The sequence below is a fragment of the Mesorhizobium sp. UC74_2 genome, assembly GCF_042701485.1.
Classification (GTDB): domain Bacteria; phylum Pseudomonadota; class Alphaproteobacteria; order Rhizobiales; family Rhizobiaceae; genus Mesorhizobium.
The window spans coordinates 1,505,361-1,527,698 of record NZ_CP170562.1 but is presented as its reverse complement, the minus strand read 5'-3'; the positions used below and the strand labels follow the sequence as shown (position 1 = coordinate 1,527,698).

Sequence of the window (22,338 nt, the reverse complement as noted above, 5' to 3'; positions counted from 1 at the left end):
CAGGCCCGAGACGCACGGGTTCGCGTTGGCGAAACCGGGAGCCGAAGAAGCTCTCGAATTTCGCGTCTAAACCGCCCTGCCAGAGGCGGAATTCAGTTGTTCAGATGGTCAGGCCTCCAAGGCCTTCATGAACGCGGCCAGCGCACGGTCGCAGTCGAGTTTCGCGTCCCAGAAATCATCGTATTCCGGGGACATAAAGAGCGGCTTGGTACGCTTGGTTTTTCGCAACAAATTGAACACCGCTTCGGCGTCTTTCTGTTTGCGGTGTGCCGCCTGCAGATTGGTCAGCGCCAGAGCCAAGGGCGACGAAATCTCGATCGCCGATGTCGTGGTTGCCATGGCAACCGTAGCGGCACCAACAGCGGCTGATTTGCCGAGGAATAGACGGCGAGTGAGCTTTTCCATCACAGCGCCTCTTTCCTTTGCGAACCCGACGAACGTCTCGTCGGATGGGCTGCTAGAAAGACTTCATCGGCCGCGATAGAAGCTTCGACGTCCTCACGCTTCACAGGCACGCAGCCGGACATACTCCTAAGTTCCTGCCGCTTCCACCGGAGTTCCAATTGGCTGGGGCTCGGGGTGAGGAGTAGCCTTGCCAAGACGTCGCGATACCGATCAACGTAAACTTGCCGCTGAGCAAGCTTCAACCCGGGCACGCGATACGGCTCGGGAGGGTCAAAACTGTAAAGCGAAAAGTTGGAGATCGCCTCGAAATAGCGGAGCTCTTTTAAGATGGCTCGCCATGCGGTGAAGCGCTGCTGACGGAGCATGCTGTTGTATTGAGTGTCCACAAGGCACTCATCAGGCAGCGGCTCCATCACCTTGTGAATAAACGAAGAAAGTTGAGCTTTCGCCGCTTCCTGCTTCGTTTGAGTTGAGCGCGCACGCCGGCGCATGGTACTGCTGTTCGCAGCCATTCGATGATCCTCCAGTGATCGTCGCTTCGGTTAGGACTGGATGGGTGTTGCAAGCGCCCTACCAGTCCGCTATTTATATGCTCATTAATTCAGGGCTGTCAATTAATGAGCACAAAAAATATTCGAGGCCCGGGACGACCATCTGTAGATAGCGATTTACTGCGTTTCCGCGCCGAGCGTGACGTGATCAACAGCATAGACGCTTTCGCAGCCGAGCAAGCCGACACTCTCAACCGGCCAGAAGCCATCCGCCGCATCATCCGCGACTGGCTCATCAGCCACGGCTATCTCAAAGCTTCGGACTGAGTTTCACGTTTTGCTCGAATTTCACGTCCGTTGGTTCGGGTTGACCGTTGTCGTGATCCGACCCGCGCGCCTAATCATACTTCCATATTCCTGCAGCATCGACCCCAGGAACCTTTGAGCGTGGCGATCTGATCGTATCGACTGTTCACCTTGTCGATATCGTTCCGCATATTCAGCGCCGCCGCTAGTCTCTGCCAGATCGATGTTCAAACCGTTTTGGATGATGGAACGGAAGTTTCCGCAAACCTCGTAGAGACTGCCAGCAACCGTATGCTGTCCAAAGGAAGGCGACCGATAATTCGGATGGTCAAAAAACGGAGTTCTATCGAAGAATGTCGAAAGCTCTTCAGGTGATGCGGGATTCGGCGATGTTGAGGATGACGCGGCGTCGAAAATCCCGATCTTTCTCAAATGGAACGCGACAATAAGGGGATAGAGATAGAGAAGCGGAATTGGGACGCGCTTGTCCAATTGCTCAGAAACGCTCCAAAGCACCTCCAAGCATTGGTCGATGTCTCGAAGCGATAGATTCTTCCGTTCAGATATGTATTCGAGACAATCCCATTGATCCGGCTTGGAAATCCCTAGAAACCTCTCTTGCTTGAGACTGAGGGCCTCACACTTGGCTCCGATGAAGGCCCGGGTTGACGGGGCATCGAACTGATACGTTCGATCGAAAAAACGATGGAGATATCGCTCAGCATCAAAACCAATGCCATAGACAGACTTGATCGTATGGGTAAGCTGATCGCTGTTCGTCCCGAAGACAAAGATGACATTGGGGACGTCAAAAAGGTGCTTGATCCGCTCCAATAGCGAGACCGCGTAGGTGGGCCTGCAGCGGTCCAATTCGTCGACTAAGACGAAAAGGGGCTTCTCGCCTTTTACCGCAGCCGCCAACTCGGTGCGGAATTCGTCAATTGCCTTTTGACCGTCTTCGAAGTGCTTCAGAGCCTTGTCAGCGAACTCTCCGATCGTCTCCTCGCCGGCTTCAGTGAGTGCCTTGGCGATATCATCGCCGATTCCGTCGATCTCGTCCTTGGCGATGACAACTGCCGCCGCTCTCTTTACGCCCCCTTTGAGCGCACGTATGGCAATTTTCCCTGCGCTATCGATCAGTGCCTTTCCGACTTTCGCCGTCTTGGTCTTCTTTCCGAGCGCCTTCAGGACGGCTGACATCACCGCGAAGATCGGATCGTCAGCATGGTCATCGCGCCAGGCATTCACCTCGGCTACGCGATAGCTGTCTTGGCGCAATTGCTTAGCCAGCCTAGTCAGAAAGAACGTCTTCCCGGCGCCCCATTGTGCGCTCACGTTGATCGAAGTGCCTTTCTCGCCGGGAGCAAGCGCAAGTTCGTTTCGCTGCAGCAGATAGGCAGTAAGAAACTGCGCATCTTCTTTGCGATTGAGATGATCCCCAGCCCAAATGTCTTCTGTCATGATCCCTACCCCGTGAGGATCATATCCAAGCCGTTTGGACTCCGGCAATTAGGCGGGCCGCGTTATCCTCAGGCTGCCTCATCGGGTGCTTCAATTTCCACGACCCCGGCCAGATACTTGTCGTAGGTTTTTTGGAGGTACCGAAGCGACTTTTCCTTGTCGACATTTGCCTGCAAGTGATCCTGGACGAATTTCATCCGCGACTTGCACTCTGCTAAGACTTCGGACCAGGACTTTACCCAAACCTCTATGTTTCCGTCCTCGGACTGAAACACTTGGCCTTTGGGTTTCCCCATATGTCTTGTCTCTCGACGAGCGAAGGCATCAAGGTCGTTCGATATTACCCAGAAGCTCCACCGTGTCTTCAGATGTCTAAATCGTTCATCGTCTGCGATCGTGAAGGCGTATTTTTTCACCTGAGTGATTTCGTCCGCGCCAACCTTCACAGACGGACGTTTCAATTCGACCACCAGATGCTCTCTCTCATCTGCGTGATTTTGCGGGACCGACCGAGAGAGCATCAAGTCGACAATTCCGACCTTTCCATCAATTCGCTTCACAGGTTGGTCAATGACAATATCTTCGCCAACTAACTTGCGGTGTTTTCTGAGAACTTCAGTCAGCGATTCATCGTCAACCGTGAGATTGAATTCCTCGCCAAAAATCCAGGTATTGTTTTCCGCAATCATTCGATGGAGTTGGCTCCTTTCCTTGAGGAGCTTCCGACTGTCCGGGTCGAAGAGCAGTGTCTCCAGCCCATGCACAAATTTGAGGCGATCCGACACCAATTTTGAAGCGCTGATAACACTTGCTAAGTCAGCCTCTTCCAACAACTTTGAGAGTTCCTGCTGCTTTCGCTCGGGGAGATCGAGAACCTCTGTAAGAATGTGCTGAAGTTCGTCTGGGCCTCGCTCAATGGCCTGTCGGAGCATACGCAACTGAAACGCCTTCGTTTTACGATTGGCGCCCGAAAACTCTGGGAGGTGCCGATTGACGGTGAGCGCGACGATCTCGAAAACCTTGCGCTCTGCCTGCTCTACCGTCGTCCGAGGTTCTTCTCGATAGGGATAAACGCTCTCCGCTTTCCATTGATCGATTTCTGTACGAGCGGCAAGGGCATCTCGTTCTTGGAAGAAGAGCTTTATTTTGCCCCCAGCTTCATCAAGAGCCGACTGCAGCGACATGTTCATTTCGGCAAGGTCCAAAATTCCAAGCTGCTGGAGATGGCTGACAAACGGAGATTTCAGATATGCGGAAAACTGAACGCCCGGCGTATGGAAGTGGGGACTTATCCGATGGAATGGAAATCCTTCGGGCCCGCAGAGGAAAAGCCAACGCTCAGAAGCGGTGGTCCACTCTATCAACTCAACCTCGGCGGGGAAGCTGTTCCCATCCTCTTCAATCGCCGCAAGGGAGATCGTTGACCTGCTTTTGATCCAAGCCGACGGATCGACGCGTTGATAGTCAACGAAAAGCGAGGTGTCCGAGTAATCTGTCAGATACAAAGCGAATATCTGGGCGAGAGAAGAGAGCGATTGCTCGGGTTCGAGTGACCTAAAGGCTCGATCCAATTCAGTGATCTTCACCTCGACGCCAGGCTTTATCGCGGCGTCAATTTCGGTCAGCTCCGAGACGCGAACATCGACTAAGTTGTCACGGATAATCGTGATCGTGTACCCGAACGTCTTGCTTCCTTCGCGGTATGTAATTTGCCACTCAGCGACGCGACCTAGAGCAAGTGCTTTGAAGCGTCCCTTGCCCTCTTTCCCGTGCAACATGCGCGATTTTGTCTTTGAGCGACTTCCGTGGGCCTTCCATGAACCGCCAAGCTTGCCGAAGAGTTTCGGCACTTCCGCATAGGGTATCCCGTGTCCATTATCCCGCACGAAGATACTTTGCATTCCGAGCTCAGACCGATCGAACTCTACGTCTACGCGAGTTGAATCCGCGTCCATCGAATTCCAAACAAGTTCCGCAAGGGCAGGAACGGGCTTGGAACTGGTAAGTTTTCTGATGTGGTCGCTTTCCACCTCAACTTTGTAATGCATCTCTGCCATGGAATTCCCCCCCGAAGAGACCTAAGCATAAGACGCCTCTATGTAGAGTGCCACTGACAGAAACCAATGTTACTGAAAAAGAGACTATCTCATCGCCCCCATCCCCCTCAGCAATCCAGAGACCGCCGCGACATCCTTGAGCAGTTGGGGCTTTCCCAAACGAACCTTCACAGCCCCAGCCTTGCTTTCACTTCGGCCGCCTTCGCCTCGACGATCGCGATCCAGCGCTGCGCCACCATCGTCACCCATGGCCGAGGTGCGCGCCCCTGAGTTCCGAAATGGACCATCGCGGCGTAATTGCTGGTGTAGCCGAGGAACAGCGTGTCGGAGATGTCCGCGCCCGCGATCACTAGAACGATGTCACTCAAGTCCTGCGGCACCGGCACGCCCGGGTTTGCTCGTGTCATCTGGGGCATCGCTGTGGTGGAGGCCATCAGCGACGCACGCAGGAAGCCAGTCGCCACCGGCGCGAGCTCATTCAACTGGCTCACCAGTTCCTGAGCGCTCTCTTTGAACACCGCCTCGAGCGCGCCCTCGACCTTGGTCGCCCACGACCCGACCTGAGCAGCAAACGAAGCCATCAGCGCACCAGTTCAGCTACGAAATCAATTCGATATTCACAGAAGCACTTGCAGCCGATCTTGTGCTTCCCCGGCACGCCGGGAGCATTTGGGTACGGGATCGGCGTTCCATCGGGAGCGATGAACGGCTGATCGAACTGCACCTTCTGCCCGTGCATAGCGACATGTTGAAGCCGAGGGTGTTCGCCCGGCGTATGTCGCCACGTCTTGGTTACGGCCTGAGCCTGCACCCTGCCCTTATCGATCTGCTGGCGGAACGCGATTTCCTTGGCCGTGGCCAGAGCCTCGAACGTCTCGTTCAGCGCTATCGTGTCGGCGCGGAGCTTCAACAGCCCGTCGGCATACCGCGTCACGATCCTATCCACGGTCTCGGCCGGGAGCGGCTTGCTTTCCTTCAGCGCCTTCAAGACCGTTCGGTCGAAGCGCTTATCCCGCCTACCCCGCTGGAGATAGTTCCGGATGCCATCAGGATCGGCCACAGCCAGTTCCTGGCGCGCTTTGGCGACATACTGGCTCTGCTGCGCAGTCAGGCCGACGATTCCGCCCTCGCGCTTCCCTGTGACCCGGTTGACCCTACCCGCGATCTGCAGCGCCGTCTTTGTCGGATTGTCGCCGCGGCTAAGGCCCTCCTCCAGGGCCGACTGGATCGCGACCTTCTGATCCTCGACGATATTCGTCACCAGCGTTGCGCTGTGCTCCCGAAGCCATGCCTCGGCAGCCAGGTTTCGCGCATCCCACCGCACCACGACCTGGTGCCCGTCTGGATCGCGCAGCGCCGGCATCTGCTCGACCGCAGCAACACCGCCGCCATTGAATGCCTGCCTCAGCGCCTCTTCCAACGGCCGGAATGCAGCTTCGTCGAGGTTCAGAGCTCGGATAGCCCCGGCGATGTCAGCGCGCTCGAGGCGCTCCACAATCCGCCGCAAGACAATGTTCGACCGGATGTCGTCTATCGCCTCCATGAAGGCGGCGCGGAGCAACGGTTCCCATGTCGCGACAAGCTGTTCGAAGCGCTCGCGGGGTGATAGGCGTTTAAGCATCGAGGGGGGATCTCAGACAGTGCTTCAGAAGTATCCAGGCGGTGTTAGGTGGCACAACAGTCGTGGGCGACGATTGTTCGACCTCACAAAAGCTTTGCTCTTGGAGACGCTATGGACGACGCTGGTCCTGGTCGCAGGGGTCTACGCGGCAAGATCTTTCGCTGACAGCCCGCAAGACGAAAAGCCGTGGATGTACATCATCGTGGGTGCTGTGGTCGTCTCCTGGAAAGCCATGTCAGGTACTTTCAATGTGTGGCGGATGCTTTTGTGGTTGGGTCGAACAGTTTTCCGTCCAAAAGGCTCGCAGTCTTTTCAGATGGTTCTGACGTCACTCGTAACAGTGGCCTGGATTTCGGGTGTCATTTCGATTGCCATAAGGTACGCTTCGCCAGTCGTCGCCTTCTTCAAAAGTACCGGACTATCGCTTTCTTTCTAGGAAGTGATCAGGCAGCACAGAACACCTTCCACGCCACCACAATGCCGGCTCCTGGTATCTTCACCGGGTTCGTGATGGCGCATACCCTGCCGTCGATGACGAGATAATCGGTGATCGCGGGCTCTACAGGCGGAACTGCGAACGTCACGATGTCTCCCGTCTGCACGATCAGGACGCCATTCTCGTAACGCTGGTGGACACGCCGCACCGCCGCCTTCAGTTCCCATGTCTCGGTCGTTTCCGTCGGCGGGTCCCATTCGTTCGGGCCGGGCGTGGTGGTGACGCGCTTTAGCTGGACGGAGCCTTGCTGGAACTCGGTCAAGAGATCGGTCGCGACCTCCTGCATCTCATCGTAGAAACCCATCAGCCTCGCACCGCTGTTGCCGTATAGGGCTGGGCCATAGCGATGAGCGCGGCGAGGATACCGTCGATAATCGGCGAGATTGGCAGCTGACTTCCAACGCCACCCGCGCCGACTGCATACTCAACTTCGATCTCACCGACCTTGGCGCGCTTCTTTACCTTGCCAGGAGTGACATCGGGATTGAGGCTGCCAGGGCTCGCCAGTTCACGCACGGCCGCTTCGCAGGTAGCGCGGACGACCTCGACCGGCACTTCATCGCCCGTGACCGGAAACCCGTTCATGTCGACAACGCCGACACGCGGCCATTCCAAAGCCTGCAGGCGGAACTTCTTCCGCTGCCCAGGGAAGCGGGTGCGGTAAGTGTTGTCGATATAGGCGGTAGCCCTACGCAGAGCGGCCTCGGCCTTATCTGCTGGCGACGCGGGGAACGTTAGACCGCGATCGGCGGCATACGACGCCGCGTCCGACGCGCTGACGTAGCTTTCGGCATTGGCAAGGCCGGAGCCATCCTCGACGATGAGCATGATTGGTCATTCCTCGTGCCGAATGGTTCGGACTTGGCCGAATGCGCCTGACGCGTGTTCCTTGGCGGCCTCGATGGCTTGTTCTGCCGTCGCGCCGGCGAATAGCGCGCCGTATGCGGTGGGAGAGCCGGCCCCGATTGCAAAATATGGAGCCTCGTAGACCTCGACACCCTTGGCGGTTCGAAGGCGAAGCGGCCCGCTTGGAGGAACGATCAAGGCGATGAATGACGACGCATTGTCAGGCAGAGATTCCGCCCTGGGCTCATCGCCTTCGTATCCGCCTCTCACCCAGTCGAGATATGCGCCGCATTCCGCAGCATTGCCGGCTACGCCATGGAGCGCGCCGTCTTTGCCCTTTGCCAGCTTCACCGCCCAACCGTGAGAGGCATCGCCGATCCAAGAGCCGCTGTCGGCAGCCATCACACCATCGCGGTAGGCAACTGTCGTCACTCGGCTGCCGCCTTGGCGTTCAACTCGTTGAACTGCTCGATCAGCTTGGCACGACCGAGCATGTGGTGCGGCTTCTGGCCGGTAGCGGCCTCAATAGCGCCACGCAGCTGCTCGTCGCTGAATTGCTCGCCGCTGTCGGTACCGAGGTCGATCTTCGCTTCCAGCGCGACCGGTGGCTCGAAAGGCTCGTGAACAGCAGCGTCAAAATCTTCTTCGTTGATCAGCACGTAATCGCCCTGATCCTCGCCCCAAGGCTTCACCTTGATCGTTTTCATGTCATTGATCCTTGATTGAGAGGGAAACGGGCGCACCGAAGCGCGCCCGCCGTGGTGATTGCCAATCAGCCGAGAAGGATAGCCATGTGCTCGGGCTTGATCGCTGCGACGCCCCAGGCCAGCGATACTTCGTACTGCATCTGGCGATACTGGGCGTACTGCGCGATTTCGAACGACAGTCCCGAATCCGGATCGGTCACGATCTGGCGGTCGATAGCACTGTCGCCCTGAGGCGGCAGAGCCGGGGCGCGGGTCGCAAGCGCGATGGCGGAACGCGCGAATGCCATGTTCCGAACCGAAGAAGCAACAACCGTGATCGCCGTTGCAGCAGCCGGGATCGCCTTGCGGAGGCCCGGAGCGGCAAGCGTAACCATGCCACCGTTCGAGACATCGGTGTCGCCTGCGGCCACAATGTACTGGTTGGTGTCACCGGCGAAGGTGATCACGTCACCAGCAACGAGCGTACCAGTGCCGGCCGAAGCAAGCGTGATCGCTGTTGCACCGACCGCGTAACCGGTCGCGTTGGTGGTCGCCGAAGCACCCGTGCCGGCGGTGCTCGTCTTGACCTGAGCAGATTCGCGGATTGCAAAGCCGTGGATATCGAGCAGGACACCTCGACGCAGCAAAGTGGCATCAGCCGCTTCATTGGCTTTGGTGAGCTGCGCAAGGGTGCGCATCTTGGCGCCAGCAGTGGTGTCGATCACCAACTGCATGTCGCCGAGAGGGGAACCATTGTCGGCCAGGATCTTGCGCATGTTCGCCGGCGCGCTGAGATCAGTCGCGAACGGGGTCGTTCCGGCCGTACCGTAGGCACGCGAGGCGAATACATGGAGAGCGGCGATATCCGCCTCGACCTGATTGACCAGCCAACGCATGGACTGGGCAACCTGATCGCGGAAGATGACGTTGAACGAAGCGCCGTTGTTGTCGAGGCCCTTCTTTTCCTCGCCATTCCAGCGGATCGGCGAGCGCTTTGCCTTGGTGATGGTCATCGGCACATTGCCGATGGTCTGATCGCCATCGTTCGGCGGCGTAACGGCCGGGGTGATGTCGGTGCCAGTGGCAGGTGGGGCAACGGGAGACATGACCGTCTGGCCAACAGCGGCACGGTCGAAGGTCATGTCCGACGACACGGACGGGATAAAGCCGACAAGTTCACGCGAGACGACGTCGAGCGCGTTATAGATGGTCGGAATGAGACCGGTGAGCGTGTTGCTCATGGTGATTGCCTTTCAGATTGTGGGATTGAGGTTTGGGGTTGGGCCATCCAGCCCGATCGCCCCTCCCGCATCCGCGTGGGGCAGTCACAACGCCGAGAGGCGTTATTCAGTGAGCGTGTAGCCTTCGCGCATCTTTGCGGACTTGGAAGCCGGATCGAGGGCGTCGAACGCCTGCCGGGTCATGGTCTTGGAACCGCCTTGGCCATTGCCCTGGCTGCCGCGTGATCCATCGCCCTTATGGCCGGTACCCTTTAGGATGCTGTCCTTGTAGGGATAGGCATCGACCAGGATCTCCATTGCCTCGTCGAACTCGGCGACCTCGCCCGGCTTGGCCCGAGAGAAAAGCTTGTTGCCGGCGGCGTCGTAGGCCACGACCTTGCCATCCTCGATCTTGAAGTGATCGCCGAAGACCTTCTGGGCAGCCGGACCAGGCAGGACGAGCTTGTCGCCAACGTACTGAGACCGCGAGAACCTCCCGCCGATCATTTCGCCATTCAGGGCGAGCTCGAGCTTGTCGCCACGAGCTTTCTCGGCGGCCAGCGCTTCAGCGTTTGCCTTGTTGGCAGCAGCGACGGATTCCTCGGCCGCTTTCTTGATACCGGCCTTAAGTTCTTCGACCTTGCCAGCTTCCATCAGCTTGCCAGCATCGAGGTTCTTGACCGTTTCCAGAGCTGCCTTCGCCGCTTCGCCGTCCTCGATGCCCTCGAAAGACTTCAGCTTGATTTCGGCGGCCTCCTTGGCCTCCCGGTGGGTCTTCGCCTCACCATTCAGCCTTGTGATCGTGGCGACGGTGCCGACCGCGTCGAACGCGACCTCCTTGCCGTCGTCATGGACGAAGACGGGCTTGCCGTCTTGCACCTCGGCGTAGGTCTTCCCTTCGACAGTCACGAGTTTCAGTTTCATCTGGTGGTCTTTCTGGGCATCCGCCCGGCTATGGCGCATCCACGCCGAAACACCCGCCAGACATCCGTCGGGCAGGCTAATTGGTTAGATTGTGGTGCTAGGCCGCGTTGGCCGGCTTGCGAGGCGGTGTTGTCGCGCTCTCGATATCTTCCTGGCTGTCGTCGCCTGGGACTTCTTCCAGCAGGCGCTGCTCTTCCACTTCAGGATCGAATTGCGGTCCGAGCGTGCCGCGGCGTTGCATCTCTTCCCAAAGAGTGCGCTGGGACAGATCCCCGTTCTTCCGGGCGTCCAGCAGGTTCTTGGTTTCGTCACCACCGCCGGCATCAATGCCGAAGTCTGTGTGGACCGACACCTCGACCGTGGCAGCGAGCTTCAGCCACATGCACGTGAAGACGAAAGCCTGTTCCAGCACATCCTTCAACCCGTTCGCCCACACCTCGACAGCGCTGTGCGCCTTGGCGGCATCGATCGCCGATACCGTGGCAACCAAATTGCCCGACTTCCTCGTGGCGGGCTGGAGAGCGAGCCGTCTGAAGTGGTCGATCTTGTTGTCGACGCTGTTCGATACCGCCGTGATGTTTGCCGCATCGGGCTGGATGAAATCCCAATCTGCCTGGTTGTTCTCGCTGGGAGGAGCGAAAAGGACAGTCTTGGGCCCCACCGTGATCTGTGCGGCAGGTGTCTCCACCAACCGTTCCCTGCCGTCGACGATGATCGGAGCCGTACTCGGCGCCGGCGGGTTCATCCCCTTCGCCTTCAGCATCGGCGAACCTGCGAAAGTCAGGATTTCATCCTCGCGGCTCAGCGCGCGGTAAATCTCCATCTGCATGACTGCGAGGTCGATCAGCGGCGGCTTTACCCTGTAGATGCCGGAACGCTCGCCAGTGAAGAACAAGACGATCGGGATCAGGTCGAGGGTGATCGTGCCATGCCCGACCGAGTTCCACGTCACATCCTTTGTCGTCGGGTCGATCTGCTTCTCGAACAGTTCCCAAGTCGGAGATTGGCTCGGCGTCGTGATGTCGATGACGCGGACCCGCTCGGTTTCCTTCTCAGCGTAGCCATCGCGCTCGACGTGGCATTCCCGGAGCCGGATATGCTGAACCAGATCGCGCCCGTTCACCTTGACCGTGTAGAGGGCGAGGATGTTCTCAGCCAGGAGCGGCACCCAGTAAGGCCGCGTGCCCGCCTTCTTCTCCTCGGCCACTGTCTTGGCGGGCTCGGCATCGGGATATGTGACGTAGATGCCGACAACACCGGCCGCCACGCCTTCCACGAACTGGGAACGAGCGAAACTGTGCAGGTCGTTGCCCTCCCCGTCGATGTCTTCGGCGATCTCCTTGATCGGATCGGGCACGGTCCCCTGTAGCGCCACGGCCTTAGTGAACGGCTTCGAGCACAGGTTGCGCAGCGCGTCGACGAACTCAGGCCGCCATGGCGTAGCTTCCAGACGCTTCTTGTACGCCGCCACGGCCTCATTCTCATACCGCGGCAGGTACAACTCGCCCTTCTCCTTCACCCGGCGCGCACCCGCCCGGATATCGGCGATCATCTGCCAATCCGGCGCCATAGCCGTATAGTCCGCCGATGGGTTCGACGGATCGTTCTTCGGTTCGAGTGCCATGGCTACCGTGAGGTTTGATACGTTCCGACATAGGCAGTCGGCACAACTTGGGTCAGCATCAGAGCGGTCAGAGCCCACACCGCAGCGTCAAGGCGATCAGGCGACGGCATCCCCGACAGAGGCTCCCAATTCACCATCTGGTCTTCCAGATCAGCCAGACCTTTGACATGGCTGACCTTGCCCTGTTCGTAGAGCGCGGCCACAGGCTCGGCTCGAGCTGCTTTGCCACGCGAAGCATGCACGATGGTGACTGGCACGGTTGCGTCGATCGTGTGGATCGCATGTTTGACCAGATCACCGCCCTGGTTGCCTTCGGCGACGATTCGATCAGCTTTTAAGTCGTGGTAGAGTTTCACCGCTGTTGCCGCCCATTTGCCGGGTGACATGCGGCCCGAGGCGTCCTGAAGGACGTACCCACGATCGTCGCGCCCCAGCCCAGCTGCAATGATGCCACTCTCGGCGCTTTCCTCTTTGGCCGTGATGGCAGGATCGACCGCCACAACGATCCGCTTCATTTCGGGAAGGCTGCCCTTCCACAACGCCGCTTCGACCATGGCGCGGCTCCATAGCGCGCCCTCGGCCTCTTCCATGACCTCGGCTTCAATTTCCTGCCGGCCGAGCCGGGTGCCTTCGTATTTGTCCCTGATCGCCTTCAGGAAGGTCGGCGCGAGATTGGCAGAGTTTGCGAAGGTAGAGCCTCGCGTCACCACCGTGAGCCTGTCCTGCATGATCTCGCGCAGGATCTTCAACGGTTTCGGCGTGGTCGTAATGCACGTCCGCGGCCGATCCCCGAGACGCAGGCCGAACATGGCCATATCCCAGGTCTCGCGCAGATATTTCCACGCCGCTAACTCATCGCACCACATCGCTTCTGCCTGTGGCCCGCGGAGGCGTTCCGGTTCCTCTGCAGAGAAGAGTGTCGCCACCGCCCCATTCGCCCATGTCACGCGGCGCTTGGACGGTTCGTAGGATGGGCGGCCGATAGGCTCACCGGCATACGTCTTGTCGCCAGACCAACAGACGGCGAGAAGACCGCTTTCCCCCTCCACCATGACGTCGCGGGCATCGGATGCCGTCGGCGCGATGAGATGAAGCCGAGTCGCGCCCGCCCTCACCTGCTGTCTCGTCCACTCAGCGCCGGTTCTGGTCTTACCGAATCCACGGCCGGCGAGGATCATCCATGTCTGCCAATCCCCTTCCGGCTCAAGCTGCTCGGGCCTGGCGAGAAATCCCCAGTCGTGCAGGAGTGCCTGACATTCTTTATCCGTCAGCCCCGCCAGGATCGCGTTTCGCTGCAGTTCCGGCAGGCTGGCGAGCGAGGAGAGATTGAAGCTTGGTCCTTGCATCTGTCACCGTGATATCGCCCGACACCTCTGCCTCGATCCGGTCGGTGAACAGCTTGTGATACTTCCCGAGCAGCCCCCAGGCCGACACACGTGCGCCGTGAGACGATCCTTCGCCTTCCCGTGTCGCTTCCTTGTAGAGGCCGTCGATAACGTCCTGAGCGCTCACCTCGGCTCGCTGGATGCGCTTTTGCGCCCCGGCAGCGATCGCATCGGCTATGTCTACATTTGACAGCAGACGGGAGCCCTCGCGATTGGCTGTCTTTGCGGCATATCCGGCGCGTATCGCAGCCTGGGTTGCGTTCAGATCGACGAGGTATTCCGCGACGAAGCGCTGCTGCTTGTCAGTGAGCACCATCTTTGATCTTCTGATGCTGGGTTGGTTGGGACGAGCCGATGCATTCCTCGCAAACAATACGCGGAGAGCCAGTTGGTTTTTGCATTTATTGCGGCCGAACAGGGGTAGATCTCACAGATGAACACATCGTTCCCTATGCACTGGGCGGAAGACACATTCTGCCAGAATGTTGCTGTTCCCAGTGTCAGGAGGGCATCAACAAGTACGCTGAGCAGCCTCTACTTACCCGCAGTCTATTGGCATCGCGGGTGCGGTATGGCTACCCTTCTCGAAAGAATAGAAATCGGAAGGCTTTCGACCGAAACATCTTCCGCATGGTCGATGAAAAGACCGCTGTCAAAATTCATGAAGAAACACCCGTCAAGGGCTTTTCTGGCACCACAATTAGATTGGCTTTCATCGAGCCCCCACGATTGTTAAGTGGAGCGCCAGAGGCGCCTATAGCCACAGATTTACATGTGGACCTCGACCCAACCGAAGGACCAATTGGCATCTTATCGGGTCACGCGTATGGCGAATCAATAGACGCCCTCGCTCGGACTCTGATCAAGATCGGTCACAGCTATGCGTGTTTTTGCGACGTGCCTTTTCAGCACATAGCCCTAGACGCGTTGGCAGGCCAAGATGAGAACATCGACTTGTACGTCGGTGCCCCCTTCGGTGAGACGGAGTCTTACGAAAACAACGAACGCTACCGTCTCGCCCTTCGAATCGAACGGAGGTTTGTCGTTGTCCGAGTGACCTTGTTTGCCAACACCCCGCTACCCCTTGTGCACGACGTTGTCGTTGGCAAACATTTCGAAAGTTGGGACGCGGCACTCGCAGCCTTGAATGGCTAGTGCGTCATTCAAATTCGTTGCCCCTTGCCAGCGCCTGGGCGAAGCTCTCATGACGGACATTGGGGAGAATGGGCATGTTTAGCACTACGGGGTCGGAGCGCCGACGGGATTTCCGGAACATCTCCTGCTTCCTCTCGATAGCCATATTGATTTTGGCGACGCCATCTATCGGCATTTGCGCAGAAGCCAGCCCAGGACCGTCCAAGACTGGCTTCTATGTTGTCGATCTAACCTGCCCGTCGGGAGACGGCGAATTGATTGTCATGCAGATGAACCGACACAACCAGACAAGACGGACAAAGGCCGAAATTCGCCAAGGCAACGCTACACGTGTGACAATTGAAGCTGCCGAGGGGCGGGACGATTTCAAGCTCATATTCCCGAACAAGAATGACTTTACGGAAAGTCAGCGCGTCACAGTCACCGGCAACATTCGAAAGTTTCTGACTTCGATTTATAGCGACGTGTGCCTTGATAGGAGCGGCAACCGAGCCAGCTTCCTTGACCACGTTCGACAGAACAAATCCAACATAAAAGACGCTGCCAACTAAGAGCTGACGCTTCGGGCGAGGTGAAGGAGCGCTGGCGGGCAATTCGTGATCCCTGGAAGACTCGCAGGCGGGATCAGCCGGATCGCCCATCCCGCCCCGCGGTTGTTCTCTCGGGGTTATGCTGTGTTCCTTAATGCACGGCGATCTGCTTCGTGACTTGATTTCTGACACCCGATTTCCCAAACCAAATTCGTTAGTCGGGAAATGAAATGTCCAAGAAAAAGAAGAAAGCGAAATCGGCGGTACAAGAGCGTGATGCCTTCGTCGCGTCCATTGTCGATCAATTCGATCTTCCAGAGGTTAAAGCCCGGGCGATTGTCGCAAGATATGGACCGTCGCTGCAAAAATGCCGTGCAGCAGCCTCTACCTTTCTCGAACTGCAGCGCCTGCTTGATCAGGAATAGCAACGGTGCCAGCCCGATGCGTCTCGTTGCCGTTATGGACGACGCAACGCCTATTTTCCCGCGGGTCCGTCTTTGATGACAACAATCGGCCGACCGTCAGCGCCGATCCGAACGGCGATCTTGCCCTCGACCGGCTCCGGTGCCGATGCGACCGCCGTTGGCTCGATATCGCCCCTTCGGTCGGCAGACAGTAGTTCCCGGCCTTTCGCCGTCTTCAGGCGTTCTTGCTGATCAAACCAGAAAAGGACCATCGGCTTCTCCTTTCAACCCACGACTATAGTCGAAAGGTAAGCGAAGCAAACCCATTGCCCTACTTGACGACCACCCAGGGAGGTTAGCGACAGCCTCACTCTGCTGGAACTCGCGGCAACCATCCACGTTTGAGACCCGCATGAATTGACCACAAGGAGGGCCGCAATGAACTCAGCGACGACAGCGCTTCGCGACAAGCTCGCCAATGACCTGCAGACCTGCGAGGCTCTGATATCCTCACTCCGAAGCCGAACGATGGAAACGTATGAGGTGGACGGCCAGGGTATTCGGACCTACACGAGCCAAACCCGTCTCAGCGAATATGAGCGCATGGCGGAAAATCTCAAAGAGACCATCGCGCTGATCGATGCCACCGATTGAACCTGTGTGGTCAGAACTTTCTCCTAACCCGTTGACGACATTGCGCATTGCGGTAAAACCCAAAGCCGTAGTGAACGTGCATAGGTTACACAAAATGGCAAAGGAAACTCTTAAGGGACCTCAACACCCACTCAACTCGGTGGCCTACGACACAGAGTGCAAGGAAGTTCTGACCAGCTCTATAGACAGGCTCCTCGATGAGGCCGAAGCTGCCGGTTGGGATCGTTCGAAAGCTGCATCTACGCTCATGTATTTGAGTGCGAAGAGGTTCAAACCCACCTCTCCAACCTAGACCATCAGCATCGAGTGTTCTGCTCGCAGATTGTCTTGACGTCTGTCGGGAGCGTTCACATATCGCAAGGGGATTGCTGCCGCTGTCGGTGGCACTCCGCCCCTAACCTTGCTTATCGTTCGATTTGGAGGATCTGATGAACGATCGGATGTTCGACAGCCCTGTTTTCGTCAAGAACGGAAACAGCCTCATCCAGGAGATAGCGTGCCTCGAAGACGCCCTGGAGTTTCTCTACGATTGGCCGAAAGGTCGCCGCACCTCAATCTACCAGACTGCGGTGCGCGCCTGTCAGCAGGCTTTTCAAAGCGACTATCCGCTCTCCTACGCCAAATCTGCCTTTGAAGGCTTCGCGCGCTCCGCGAAGATTTTCGAAGATGTGGCGGTTCCGCTGCCTTGGATGACCGGCCCAAACTCGGGTCGAGGCGGCGGCATGACCACTTAATTGCCATGTGGGGCGGCAAATAACCGCCTCACATTCGCTAGCGACAGCCATCTATTTCGCGACTTCACGAAAATGATGCCAGATTACCCTCCCGGCTGACTGCAGGTGCCGGCTGCCAACCCGGCTTAGGCTTCGCTAGTTCGGGGCTCCGCAGCTTCCCCTGGTATTCAATATCGGCACATCAACTTGTCGGGCGGTGCGATGTATGTTTTTCTTCCCTTGGGTCGTGCGGGAGGGAAAGATGGCAGACGAAATCAAAGCTGGCAGTGTCGTTCAACTGAAGTCGGGTGGACCGAAAATGACGGTCAGTTGGGCGGACGACAACTATGGGGTTTTATCAGCGGCCTGCGACTGGTTCGTCCAAGACAAAGCTCCTTGGAAAAAGGAAAATGCCGTCTTCCCTATCACGTCGCTCAAACTCCTTGAGCCCTAAGCCGCATTCTTCTGGCGCCGCTTGGCCAACCGCTCGGCTACAGCGGCGGCAAGCCTGGCCTCTTCCTCGGCTCGCTTGAGCGCGGCCTTACGCTGCCGCTCCGCTTCTTCGCGGCGTTGCTTGTTCACCTTCTCGATGTGCTGGGCGATCGCGGCCTCACTGCCGGGGGTATGGGTCGGGGTAGCATCATCCGCGCGGTGGTAGAGCTTTGGCTTCACCGGTGCGCGGCTATCCGAGGCTACCTCGAATGACGCGTGTTTTGCCTCATTTTGCGACAAGTAGTCAAACGCCACTGTCAACCGAACTTGGTGCTTTCGGTTGAGTTCGTCCGCAATCCGTTGACAGCAACGGGCTACAGCACGTTCGAAAGTTCGCTTTATCCAGCCGTTTCGCTCGCACCAGACCTTCAGGGTGAGCCCTTTCCGGCTCATGATGAAGCCGTAGTCGTAGACGAGCTTGCGATCCTTCTCCGGCAGGTAGGTGTTGATCCAGGTCCAGGTCTCCTCCATTTCGGCCAAGGCGTGGGCCGTGGGAGCGCTGCGAACGCGTGTAGCCTCGCCTCGGCGGTAGTCGTCCTGGTATTCATCGAAGAGCGCCATACCGATCAGGCGCGGCCCGTAGGACGCCGGGTTCATCAGTAGCGTCTCGGCCGCTTCGATGATCCGCTCGCGCACCATCTCATAGGTCCAGGCTTGGTAGGTCACGTGGATGGTCATCCGCCAAACTCCTCATTCCAGCATTCGAATGCACCCTGCAGGCTCTCGATTGCCGAGTTATAGCCTTCAGTGTAGTCCGGGCTCTTCTCGCGCACCCAGTCGTCCGTTTGCTTGTCGGTCGGTGTGATCTTCCAGTGACCGTCGCACCACTGCACGAACTCCATCATCTTCCGCCGGAACAAGTCTTCCACGTCGGTATGGAGGTCTAGGCTCATGCCGCTCGCCTCCAGTCTTCGGGGAACATCTCCCCCTGCTCTTCGGAATGGAAATGGTCGCAGAGCAGATTGAACATGATCGCCCAGATCTCCTGCTTGTTGGCCCGCCTGATGGCCTTTGCCCGTCGGCGAAGCGCGCCGAGGTCGATCCGGTCGAAGTCATCGAAAAGGTCGAACCCACGCGCCGGCAGCCACGGCATTGCCAGGAGCAATTCGGATATCGCCGTGATCGTCGCCGCCCAAAGTTCGGTAGCGTTGTCCTTGGTCTCCACGATGAGCCGCAGGACGATCGTAAGGTGATCTTCGCCGTTGCGGATGACCTTCTGCAGCGTCGGCATGCAGAAGCAGTGCTTGGGGCGGACAGACGTCGGGCTGTGCAGGCTAGCGTCGAGCACCTTCACGCCCAAAGGGCGCGTGACATTGTAGACGTTGTGGCCGCCCGGCTTGCTCATCGCTTCCGAGCCTTTGCGAGTTGATCCCACTGCGCAGCCGATGCAGCATTCATCCTCCAGCCGCGCGCCCATTCGTTCTCAATGGCGATGCCGATGGCTCTCATCTTCTTGCGCGCATGAGATAGGATTACTTCCACTGCCCGCACGTCCGGCTCATCCGCCTCAGATCTGTAGGCATACAGCGCAGCGTGAAGAACATCCCGTGTCACGAGATTGGGCGATCGGCTCCGTAGCAGGCGCGCGACGATTTCCTCGCTCGGCGTGAGGTCACAGGGCAACGGCTCCCCTCTCCGCTCCAATTCGGCCAAAAGGCTGTCGAGCTTGTGGCGAAGCTCGACGTTCTCGCGATGAAGGTCGCGTTGGTGCATCGTCATACCCGCGCCCTCCTGATCGCGTTGCCGCTGGTGATCATCACGAAGCCGTCCTCGAACTCGACGCGGATTGAGTTCATGACCTTGGCGCGAGCGGTGACTGCGCAGCGCTGGCCTTTGCGGCCCTGGCGGTTCCAGAAGTAGATGTAGGGAAAGGTCACAGTAGAGCCTCCTGCTTCGGCTTTCGCTCAACCGTCGACGGGTTCTTCCATTTCTCGAAATCGGCTTCGATTTGGGGATAGTTGACCGGATGCTGTGCCTTGAAGTCGGGCATGCGGTCGCCCGCTATCCAGCCGCCGTTACCGTCCTGCTTTAGCCAGCGCTCCTGCGTCCATCGCGACATCGAAATCTTGAAGAATGCGAAGTCCTGCCGAGTGACATACCCACGCTTCGCCAATGTAATGACGATCTTGATGGCGAGGATTTTCCAGTCCGTGAGGGCGACTGGTGCGCTACGGCCGGCGCCGACATCTGGAACCCAGTCCGGAAGGACTATGCGCGTGGCCGGGCAGAGCTCTTGCCAGTCATTCCGCCAGCTTCCGTTGTCCGGCTTCGGAAGGTCAGGCAGGAACCCAAAGCTCCTTCGCCATTTCGACGGGGTGTGCATTGCCACCACGGTGATGCCAAGGAGTTCGCACACAGCGGAGAGTTCCATGCTGACGCCTTCAGGGATCAGTACCGCCCGGCAATCGGGGCCGGGCCTGTCGACGTAGTGATACCCCGCATATTCAGCAGCTTGGGTGATCACCTTGGCGTTGAGCCGTAGCTTGGCCTCGACACCGATTTGGAACCCGTCGGCGTTGCGCGAGAGCAGGATGTCAAAGCCGCCTGTCTCCGGATACGCGGTCCATTCCTTCGGCAGCGCTTCAATGAACGCCTTGCAAAGATCGGCCTCAGTGGCGAATTGGGGAGCTTCACGCTTCATGCCCTGGCCCTCCGCCGCTCAATCTTGACCGTCCTTCCGCGAACGATGACAGCTCCAAGAACCGCCTCCTGATCACCTGCAGCTTGCGCCGCCCTCTCCCGTCGCCATTCCTCGACGCCGAGAACGTCTGCGATAGCCTCCGCCTTCTCTGCGCGGATTTCAGGGTTCAGGATCTGCCGCACGCATTCCTTGGCGGCTTCGATGGCTTGGCGGGCTGTATCGACCTCGATGGGCTTCCCATCCCTGCGGACGAAGCGCCAGTTGTCAGTGCTGAGCAGCTTGAACAACGGTCGGTAGCGGCCGTTGGCCGGCATCGAACTGTAGTCGGGCAAGAAATCGGGAGCGTTGGTCATCAGAAACCCATCCCTTCGAATGCTGGCGGAAGGTCATCGACCAGCGATTTGAACATCGTGAACTCGGCATCGAAGCCGATCTGAGGTGATTGCCCTGGTTCCCCGCGCCTGCGCTTGTGGTTGATGATGGCGGCCTTGCCCCGAGACTCCTCCATCTTCCCGATCATGATTTCCTTCTTCGTCCGCTCCCCTTCCTTGACGCGCTCGGGCGGCATCGTGGGGATGAGCTCGCGGTAAAGCGGCTCGGGGCGATAGATCGAAAACCAAACGTCCAGGGATTGCTTGATGGAGCCGCCGCCATAGGCATCGCCCATGACGGGCCGAAGGCTGCCGCCCATCCGCCAGCGGGATTTCCAGTCGTCGTTGCGCTGGATGAGGATTACGATCGCGATGTTCAGCGTCTTCGCCAGAGCCTTCAGGCCGCGGTAAAGCGCATTGATCCGCTCTGCGAACATGTCCTTCGGATTGGGCAGCGTGATCATCTTGGCGTGGTCGATGATGATCAGGTCGAGGCCCTGGCTCTTCGTCATCGCCTCCGCCTTGATCCGGATGTCCGACAGCGAGCATTCGCCGAAGCCGACGATGTAAAATGGCAGATCGTTCGACGCGACGAGCTCGTCCTCGAGGTCGCCAGTCTCTTTGCTGTTCAGGGTGTAGGCATCGAGGCGCGGCAGGCTGATGTGGGACTGTTGTGCCGCCGCCTGCAGCGCGGCTTCTTCGTCGGTTACCTCGATCGAGAAGAACGCGCTTCGGAAGCCCTGCGCAGCCGCGTGACGGCATTGCTGCAGGCTGAATGAGGTTTTGCCCCCGCCCGAATCCGACATCAATCCAATGAGATTGCCGCGACGGATATCGCCGAGCGCCTGGCTGATCTCAGGCAAGAACCAAGGAATGCGCGCCAGAGCGTCGCCCGAGGCTCTGGCGACCTTGCCGATAGCGTTTGGAAGGATGACCCCGTACCTGATCGCCCCTGCCCGCTCGTTCCCTTCCTGGGCGATCTGCGTCAGCCGATCCGTCGTCTCGGTGATGATCTTTTCCGGCGTCATGTCCACCGGCATGTTGCGCGCCAAAGCATCGAGATCCTGAGCGACGCCGATCAGGCGATGACGCGCCCACATTTCGATAATCGCGCGGCCGAGGTCATAGACAGCGCCGGCGGGCATTGCTTCAGCAGCCAGGTTTGCGAGATAGGCCGCCGATGTCGCCTCACCTGTTCCGGCCGGCAGATATGGACGGAGCGTGATCGGGTTCACCGACCTGCCCTCGTTCAGCATCGTCCCGATGGTCCTGTAGATCTCGGCATTGATGGCTTCGAAGAAATGTTCCGCCTTCAGGAAACCAGCGACACGCCAGTAGGCCTCGGAGTTGACGAGGAGTGCGCCGAGCAGACCACGCTCCGCGTCGATCGCGTCGGGAAGTGCTGGCAGGAAGTCTCGGCTATGGGCGTTCATGCAGCAGCCTTCTCCGGTTCTGGATCAAGCCCATAGGTGAGGTACTGGCGATTGATCCACTCGAGCCCCTTACGGGCTGCAGTGCGATGCTTATCCGTGCAGCAGGATGACTGATCGGCCGCCAGCCGGGTCCAACCCTCGTGCAGTTTGTCGAGCGCCACGGCGACGGCATCGCGCACCGTTGGATACCCGTCGTGCTTTGGCCAGACCGGGCTCCCATGGCCGCAATAGCCTTGGAATTGGTCATCGGTGCCGACGCCCCACGTTCCGTCATCCAGCATCACGATGATGACCTGGCCGTAGCTGTGGCCACCCAGATCGACGCGCAGGATGATTGGGCTGTCAGTGGGCGGAGGCGCTATCGTTGCAGCGAAGAGGTCAAGTTGCATCATCTCAACTCTCCCTGCTCTTGACGCTCAAAAA

The 22,338-nt window shown here is 58.4% G+C and carries 32 protein-coding genes and 1 pseudogene; 8 read left to right on the top strand and 25 right to left on the bottom strand.

From position 1 onward, the window contains the following. Nucleotides 1-108 precede the first annotated feature (108 nt). Complete coding sequence (locus ACFJIU_RS07330) at nt 109-405, bottom strand: hypothetical protein (RefSeq protein ID WP_379069351.1); 297 nt, start codon at nt 403-405, stop codon at nt 109-111. Next, nucleotides 405-917, bottom strand: coding sequence for a hypothetical protein (locus ACFJIU_RS07325; protein WP_379069349.1), 513 nt, complete (start codon nt 915-917; stop codon nt 405-407). The genes ACFJIU_RS07330 and ACFJIU_RS07325 overlap by 1 nt, the downstream gene beginning before the upstream one ends. Before the next feature lie 105 nt (nt 918-1,022). On the opposite strand from ACFJIU_RS07325, the gene ACFJIU_RS07320 reads away from it, so the two are divergent. Further along, nucleotides 1,023-1,223: a hypothetical protein gene (locus tag ACFJIU_RS07320; RefSeq protein ID WP_379069346.1), complete on the top strand. Its 201-nt coding sequence runs from the start codon at nt 1,023-1,025 to the stop codon at nt 1,221-1,223. Nucleotides 1,224-1,244: 21 nt separating this feature from the next. Here the strand turns inward: ACFJIU_RS07320 and ACFJIU_RS07315 are convergent, their stop codons facing one another. The 13 genes from ACFJIU_RS07315 to ACFJIU_RS07255 all read right to left on the bottom strand — a co-directional run bounded on the left by ACFJIU_RS07315 (nt 1,245) and on the right by ACFJIU_RS07255 (nt 13,838). Next, nucleotides 1,245-2,663, bottom strand: coding sequence for a P-loop NTPase fold protein (locus ACFJIU_RS07315; protein WP_379069344.1), 1,419 nt, complete (start codon nt 2,661-2,663; stop codon nt 1,245-1,247). 68 nt (nt 2,664-2,731) lie between these two features. Further along, on the bottom strand, nt 2,732-4,720 hold the full coding sequence (locus tag ACFJIU_RS07310; protein ID WP_379069343.1) for an ATP-binding protein: 1,989 nt from the start codon (nt 4,718-4,720) through the stop codon (nt 2,732-2,734). Nucleotides 4,721-4,887: 167 nt separating this feature from the next. After that, complete coding sequence (locus ACFJIU_RS07305) at nt 4,888-5,301, bottom strand: HK97 gp10 family phage protein (RefSeq protein ID WP_379069341.1); 414 nt, start codon at nt 5,299-5,301, stop codon at nt 4,888-4,890. After that, nucleotides 5,301-6,341, bottom strand: coding sequence for a head morphogenesis protein (locus tag ACFJIU_RS07300; protein WP_379069338.1), 1,041 nt, complete (start codon nt 6,339-6,341; stop codon nt 5,301-5,303). The genes ACFJIU_RS07305 and ACFJIU_RS07300 overlap by 1 nt, the downstream gene beginning before the upstream one ends. Nucleotides 6,342-6,784: 443 nt before the next feature. Then, nucleotides 6,785-7,141: a hypothetical protein gene (locus tag ACFJIU_RS07295; RefSeq protein WP_379069336.1), complete on the bottom strand. Its 357-nt coding sequence runs from the start codon at nt 7,139-7,141 to the stop codon at nt 6,785-6,787. Beyond that, the gene (locus ACFJIU_RS07290; protein ID WP_379069333.1) at nt 7,141-7,665 is read right to left on the bottom strand and encodes a DnaT-like ssDNA-binding protein; all 525 of its coding nucleotides are present in this window, start codon (nt 7,663-7,665) and stop codon (nt 7,141-7,143) included. The genes ACFJIU_RS07295 and ACFJIU_RS07290 overlap by 1 nt, the downstream gene beginning before the upstream one ends. Before the next feature lie 6 nt (nt 7,666-7,671). After that, complete coding sequence (locus tag ACFJIU_RS07285) at nt 7,672-8,115, bottom strand: hypothetical protein (RefSeq protein ID WP_379069331.1); 444 nt, start codon at nt 8,113-8,115, stop codon at nt 7,672-7,674. Then, a complete protein-coding gene (locus ACFJIU_RS07280; protein ID WP_379069329.1) occupies nt 8,112-8,390 on the bottom strand; it encodes a hypothetical protein in 279 nt (92 codons plus the stop codon). The genes ACFJIU_RS07285 and ACFJIU_RS07280 overlap by 4 nt, the downstream gene beginning before the upstream one ends. Before the next feature lie 65 nt (nt 8,391-8,455). Continuing rightward, the gene (locus ACFJIU_RS07275; protein ID WP_379069326.1) at nt 8,456-9,610 is read right to left on the bottom strand and encodes a hypothetical protein; all 1,155 of its coding nucleotides are present in this window, start codon (nt 9,608-9,610) and stop codon (nt 8,456-8,458) included. A gap of 102 nt (nt 9,611-9,712) precedes the next feature. Further along, a complete protein-coding gene (locus ACFJIU_RS07270; protein ID WP_379069323.1) occupies nt 9,713-10,513 on the bottom strand; it encodes a DUF6651 domain-containing protein in 801 nt (266 codons plus the stop codon). 97 nt (nt 10,514-10,610) lie between these two features. Further along, nucleotides 10,611-12,137 (bottom strand): DUF4055 domain-containing protein, encoded by a 1,527-nt coding sequence (locus tag ACFJIU_RS07265; RefSeq protein WP_379069321.1) that lies wholly within the window; start codon nt 12,135-12,137, stop codon nt 10,611-10,613. Nucleotides 12,138-12,139: 2 nt separating this feature from the next. Next, nucleotides 12,140-13,483: a DNA-packaging protein gene (locus ACFJIU_RS07260; RefSeq protein WP_379069319.1), complete on the bottom strand. Its 1,344-nt coding sequence runs from the start codon at nt 13,481-13,483 to the stop codon at nt 12,140-12,142. Further along, entirely contained in the window at nt 13,398-13,838 is a 441-nt protein-coding gene (locus ACFJIU_RS07255; RefSeq protein WP_379069316.1) for a terminase small subunit, read from the bottom strand. The genes ACFJIU_RS07260 and ACFJIU_RS07255 overlap by 86 nt, the downstream gene beginning before the upstream one ends. 38 nt (nt 13,839-13,876) lie before the next feature. On the opposite strand from ACFJIU_RS07255, the pseudogene ACFJIU_RS07250 reads away from it, so the two are divergent. The 4 genes and pseudogenes from ACFJIU_RS07250 to ACFJIU_RS07235 form a co-directional block, all read left to right on the top strand. After that, nucleotides 13,877-13,999: pseudogene (locus ACFJIU_RS07250) on the top strand (HNH endonuclease); the annotation flags it as partial. Between the two features lie 153 nt (nt 14,000-14,152). Continuing rightward, nucleotides 14,153-14,677 (top strand): hypothetical protein, encoded by a 525-nt coding sequence (locus ACFJIU_RS07245; protein ID WP_379073288.1) that lies wholly within the window; start codon nt 14,153-14,155, stop codon nt 14,675-14,677. Between the two features lie 74 nt (nt 14,678-14,751). Then, entirely contained in the window at nt 14,752-15,228 is a 477-nt protein-coding gene (locus ACFJIU_RS07240) for a hypothetical protein (protein WP_379069313.1), read from the top strand. Between the two features lie 209 nt (nt 15,229-15,437). Next, the gene (locus ACFJIU_RS07235) at nt 15,438-15,632 is read left to right on the top strand and encodes a hypothetical protein (protein ID WP_379069310.1); all 195 of its coding nucleotides are present in this window, start codon (nt 15,438-15,440) and stop codon (nt 15,630-15,632) included. Between the two features lie 50 nt (nt 15,633-15,682). On the opposite strand, the gene ACFJIU_RS07230 is transcribed toward ACFJIU_RS07235, so the two are convergent. Then, entirely contained in the window at nt 15,683-15,883 is a 201-nt protein-coding gene (locus ACFJIU_RS07230; RefSeq protein WP_379069308.1) for a hypothetical protein, read from the bottom strand. Nucleotides 15,884-16,049: 166 nt separating this feature from the next. Between ACFJIU_RS07230 and ACFJIU_RS07225 the strand changes: the two genes are divergently transcribed. From ACFJIU_RS07225 to ACFJIU_RS07215, 3 genes are all read left to right on the top strand, one after another. Then, complete coding sequence (locus ACFJIU_RS07225) at nt 16,050-16,265, top strand: hypothetical protein (protein ID WP_379069306.1); 216 nt, start codon at nt 16,050-16,052, stop codon at nt 16,263-16,265. Nucleotides 16,266-16,693: 428 nt separating this feature from the next. Continuing rightward, nucleotides 16,694-16,999, top strand: coding sequence for a DUF982 domain-containing protein (locus ACFJIU_RS07220; RefSeq protein WP_379069303.1), 306 nt, complete (start codon nt 16,694-16,696; stop codon nt 16,997-16,999). A gap of 241 nt (nt 17,000-17,240) precedes the next feature. Further along, a complete protein-coding gene (locus ACFJIU_RS07215) occupies nt 17,241-17,432 on the top strand; it encodes a DUF2158 domain-containing protein (RefSeq protein ID WP_379069300.1) in 192 nt (63 codons plus the stop codon). On the opposite strand, the gene ACFJIU_RS07210 is transcribed toward ACFJIU_RS07215, so the two are convergent. From ACFJIU_RS07210 to ACFJIU_RS07170, 9 genes are read right to left on the bottom strand one after another with little or no spacing between them, the layout of a single operon-like run. Continuing rightward, entirely contained in the window at nt 17,429-18,148 is a 720-nt protein-coding gene (locus ACFJIU_RS07210) for a hypothetical protein (protein WP_379069297.1), read from the bottom strand. The two genes, ACFJIU_RS07215 and ACFJIU_RS07210, sit on opposite strands and share 4 nt — an antisense overlap. Further along, nucleotides 18,145-18,363, bottom strand: a complete 219-nt coding sequence (locus tag ACFJIU_RS07205) for a hypothetical protein (RefSeq protein WP_379069294.1) — start codon at nt 18,361-18,363, stop codon at nt 18,145-18,147. Before ACFJIU_RS07205 ends, ACFJIU_RS07210 begins: the two co-directional genes overlap by 4 nt. Continuing rightward, nucleotides 18,360-18,815, bottom strand: coding sequence for a hypothetical protein (locus ACFJIU_RS07200; protein WP_379069291.1), 456 nt, complete (start codon nt 18,813-18,815; stop codon nt 18,360-18,362). The genes ACFJIU_RS07205 and ACFJIU_RS07200 overlap by 4 nt, the downstream gene beginning before the upstream one ends. After that, the gene (locus tag ACFJIU_RS07195) at nt 18,812-19,189 is read right to left on the bottom strand and encodes a winged helix-turn-helix domain-containing protein (RefSeq protein WP_379069288.1); all 378 of its coding nucleotides are present in this window, start codon (nt 19,187-19,189) and stop codon (nt 18,812-18,814) included. The genes ACFJIU_RS07200 and ACFJIU_RS07195 overlap by 4 nt, the downstream gene beginning before the upstream one ends. Beyond that, entirely contained in the window at nt 19,186-19,347 is a 162-nt protein-coding gene (locus ACFJIU_RS07190) for a hypothetical protein (RefSeq protein ID WP_379069286.1), read from the bottom strand. The genes ACFJIU_RS07195 and ACFJIU_RS07190 overlap by 4 nt, the downstream gene beginning before the upstream one ends. Then, nucleotides 19,344-20,111 (bottom strand): hypothetical protein, encoded by a 768-nt coding sequence (locus tag ACFJIU_RS07185; protein ID WP_379069284.1) that lies wholly within the window; start codon nt 20,109-20,111, stop codon nt 19,344-19,346. The genes ACFJIU_RS07190 and ACFJIU_RS07185 overlap by 4 nt, the downstream gene beginning before the upstream one ends. Beyond that, nucleotides 20,108-20,464, bottom strand: a complete 357-nt coding sequence (locus ACFJIU_RS07180) for a hypothetical protein (protein ID WP_379069281.1) — start codon at nt 20,462-20,464, stop codon at nt 20,108-20,110. The genes ACFJIU_RS07185 and ACFJIU_RS07180 overlap by 4 nt, the downstream gene beginning before the upstream one ends. Then, nucleotides 20,464-21,915 carry a DnaB-like helicase C-terminal domain-containing protein gene (locus ACFJIU_RS07175; RefSeq protein ID WP_379069279.1) on the bottom strand — a complete coding sequence of 484 codons (1,452 nt, stop codon included), beginning with the start codon at nt 21,913-21,915 and terminating at the stop codon, nt 20,464-20,466. The genes ACFJIU_RS07180 and ACFJIU_RS07175 overlap by 1 nt, the downstream gene beginning before the upstream one ends. After that, nucleotides 21,912-22,307, bottom strand: a complete 396-nt coding sequence (locus ACFJIU_RS07170; protein ID WP_379069276.1) for a hypothetical protein — start codon at nt 22,305-22,307, stop codon at nt 21,912-21,914. The genes ACFJIU_RS07175 and ACFJIU_RS07170 overlap by 4 nt, the downstream gene beginning before the upstream one ends. Nucleotides 22,308-22,338 lie beyond the last annotated feature (31 nt).

Bases quoted from the DNA above. Each gene is read 5' to 3' on its own strand.
- ACFJIU_RS07235 (WP_379069310.1), top strand. From the start codon at position 15,438: ATGTCCAAGAAAAAGAAGAAAGCGAAATCGGCGGTACAAGAGCGTGAT.
- ACFJIU_RS07220 (WP_379069303.1), top strand. From the start codon at position 16,694: ATGAACGATCGGATGTTCGACAGCCCTGTTTTCGTCAAGAACGGAAAC.
- ACFJIU_RS07205 (WP_379069294.1), bottom strand. From the start codon at position 18,363: ATGAGCCTAGACCTCCATACCGACGTGGAAGACTTGTTCCGGCGGAAG.
- ACFJIU_RS07275 (WP_379069326.1), bottom strand. From the start codon at position 9,610: ATGAGCAACACGCTCACCGGTCTCATTCCGACCATCTATAACGCGCTC.
- ACFJIU_RS07280 (WP_379069329.1), bottom strand. From the start codon at position 8,390: ATGAAAACGATCAAGGTGAAGCCTTGGGGCGAGGATCAGGGCGATTAC.
- ACFJIU_RS07215 (WP_379069300.1), top strand. From the start codon at position 17,241: ATGGCAGACGAAATCAAAGCTGGCAGTGTCGTTCAACTGAAGTCGGGT.
- ACFJIU_RS07200 (WP_379069291.1), bottom strand. From the start codon at position 18,815: ATGAGCAAGCCGGGCGGCCACAACGTCTACAATGTCACGCGCCCTTTG.
- ACFJIU_RS07225 (WP_379069306.1), top strand. From the start codon at position 16,050: ATGAACTCAGCGACGACAGCGCTTCGCGACAAGCTCGCCAATGACCTG.
- ACFJIU_RS07240 (WP_379069313.1), top strand. From the start codon at position 14,752: ATGTTTAGCACTACGGGGTCGGAGCGCCGACGGGATTTCCGGAACATC.
- ACFJIU_RS07170 (WP_379069276.1), bottom strand. From the start codon at position 22,307: ATGATGCAACTTGACCTCTTCGCTGCAACGATAGCGCCTCCGCCCACT.
- ACFJIU_RS07325 (WP_379069349.1), bottom strand. From the start codon at position 917: ATGGCTGCGAACAGCAGTACCATGCGCCGGCGTGCGCGCTCAACTCAA.
- ACFJIU_RS07300 (WP_379069338.1), bottom strand. From the start codon at position 6,341: ATGCTTAAACGCCTATCACCCCGCGAGCGCTTCGAACAGCTTGTCGCG.
- ACFJIU_RS07290 (WP_379069333.1), bottom strand. From the start codon at position 7,665: ATGCTCATCGTCGAGGATGGCTCCGGCCTTGCCAATGCCGAAAGCTAC.
- ACFJIU_RS07255 (WP_379069316.1), bottom strand. From the start codon at position 13,838: ATGGTGCTCACTGACAAGCAGCAGCGCTTCGTCGCGGAATACCTCGTC.
- ACFJIU_RS07320 (WP_379069346.1), top strand. From the start codon at position 1,023: ATGAGCACAAAAAATATTCGAGGCCCGGGACGACCATCTGTAGATAGC.
- ACFJIU_RS07295 (WP_379069336.1), bottom strand. From the start codon at position 7,141: ATGGGTTTCTACGATGAGATGCAGGAGGTCGCGACCGATCTCTTGACC.
- ACFJIU_RS07195 (WP_379069288.1), bottom strand. From the start codon at position 19,189: ATGACGATGCACCAACGCGACCTTCATCGCGAGAACGTCGAGCTTCGC.
- ACFJIU_RS07270 (WP_379069323.1), bottom strand. From the start codon at position 10,513: ATGAAACTGAAACTCGTGACTGTCGAAGGGAAGACCTACGCCGAGGTG.
- ACFJIU_RS07185 (WP_379069284.1), bottom strand. From the start codon at position 20,111: ATGAAGCGTGAAGCTCCCCAATTCGCCACTGAGGCCGATCTTTGCAAG.
- ACFJIU_RS07260 (WP_379069319.1), bottom strand. From the start codon at position 13,483: ATGCAAGGACCAAGCTTCAATCTCTCCTCGCTCGCCAGCCTGCCGGAA.
- ACFJIU_RS07245 (WP_379073288.1), top strand. From the start codon at position 14,153: ATGGTCGATGAAAAGACCGCTGTCAAAATTCATGAAGAAACACCCGTC.
- ACFJIU_RS07310 (WP_379069343.1), bottom strand. From the start codon at position 4,720: ATGGCAGAGATGCATTACAAAGTTGAGGTGGAAAGCGACCACATCAGA.
- ACFJIU_RS07315 (WP_379069344.1), bottom strand. From the start codon at position 2,663: ATGACAGAAGACATTTGGGCTGGGGATCATCTCAATCGCAAAGAAGAT.
- ACFJIU_RS07330 (WP_379069351.1), bottom strand. From the start codon at position 405: ATGGAAAAGCTCACTCGCCGTCTATTCCTCGGCAAATCAGCCGCTGTT.
- ACFJIU_RS07210 (WP_379069297.1), bottom strand. From the start codon at position 18,148: ATGACCATCCACGTGACCTACCAAGCCTGGACCTATGAGATGGTGCGC.
- ACFJIU_RS07305 (WP_379069341.1), bottom strand. From the start codon at position 5,301: ATGGCTTCGTTTGCTGCTCAGGTCGGGTCGTGGGCGACCAAGGTCGAG.
- ACFJIU_RS07265 (WP_379069321.1), bottom strand. From the start codon at position 12,137: ATGGCACTCGAACCGAAGAACGATCCGTCGAACCCATCGGCGGACTAT.
- ACFJIU_RS07175 (WP_379069279.1), bottom strand. From the start codon at position 21,915: ATGAACGCCCATAGCCGAGACTTCCTGCCAGCACTTCCCGACGCGATC.
- ACFJIU_RS07180 (WP_379069281.1), bottom strand. From the start codon at position 20,464: ATGACCAACGCTCCCGATTTCTTGCCCGACTACAGTTCGATGCCGGCC.
- ACFJIU_RS07230 (WP_379069308.1), bottom strand. From the start codon at position 15,883: ATGGTCCTTTTCTGGTTTGATCAGCAAGAACGCCTGAAGACGGCGAAA.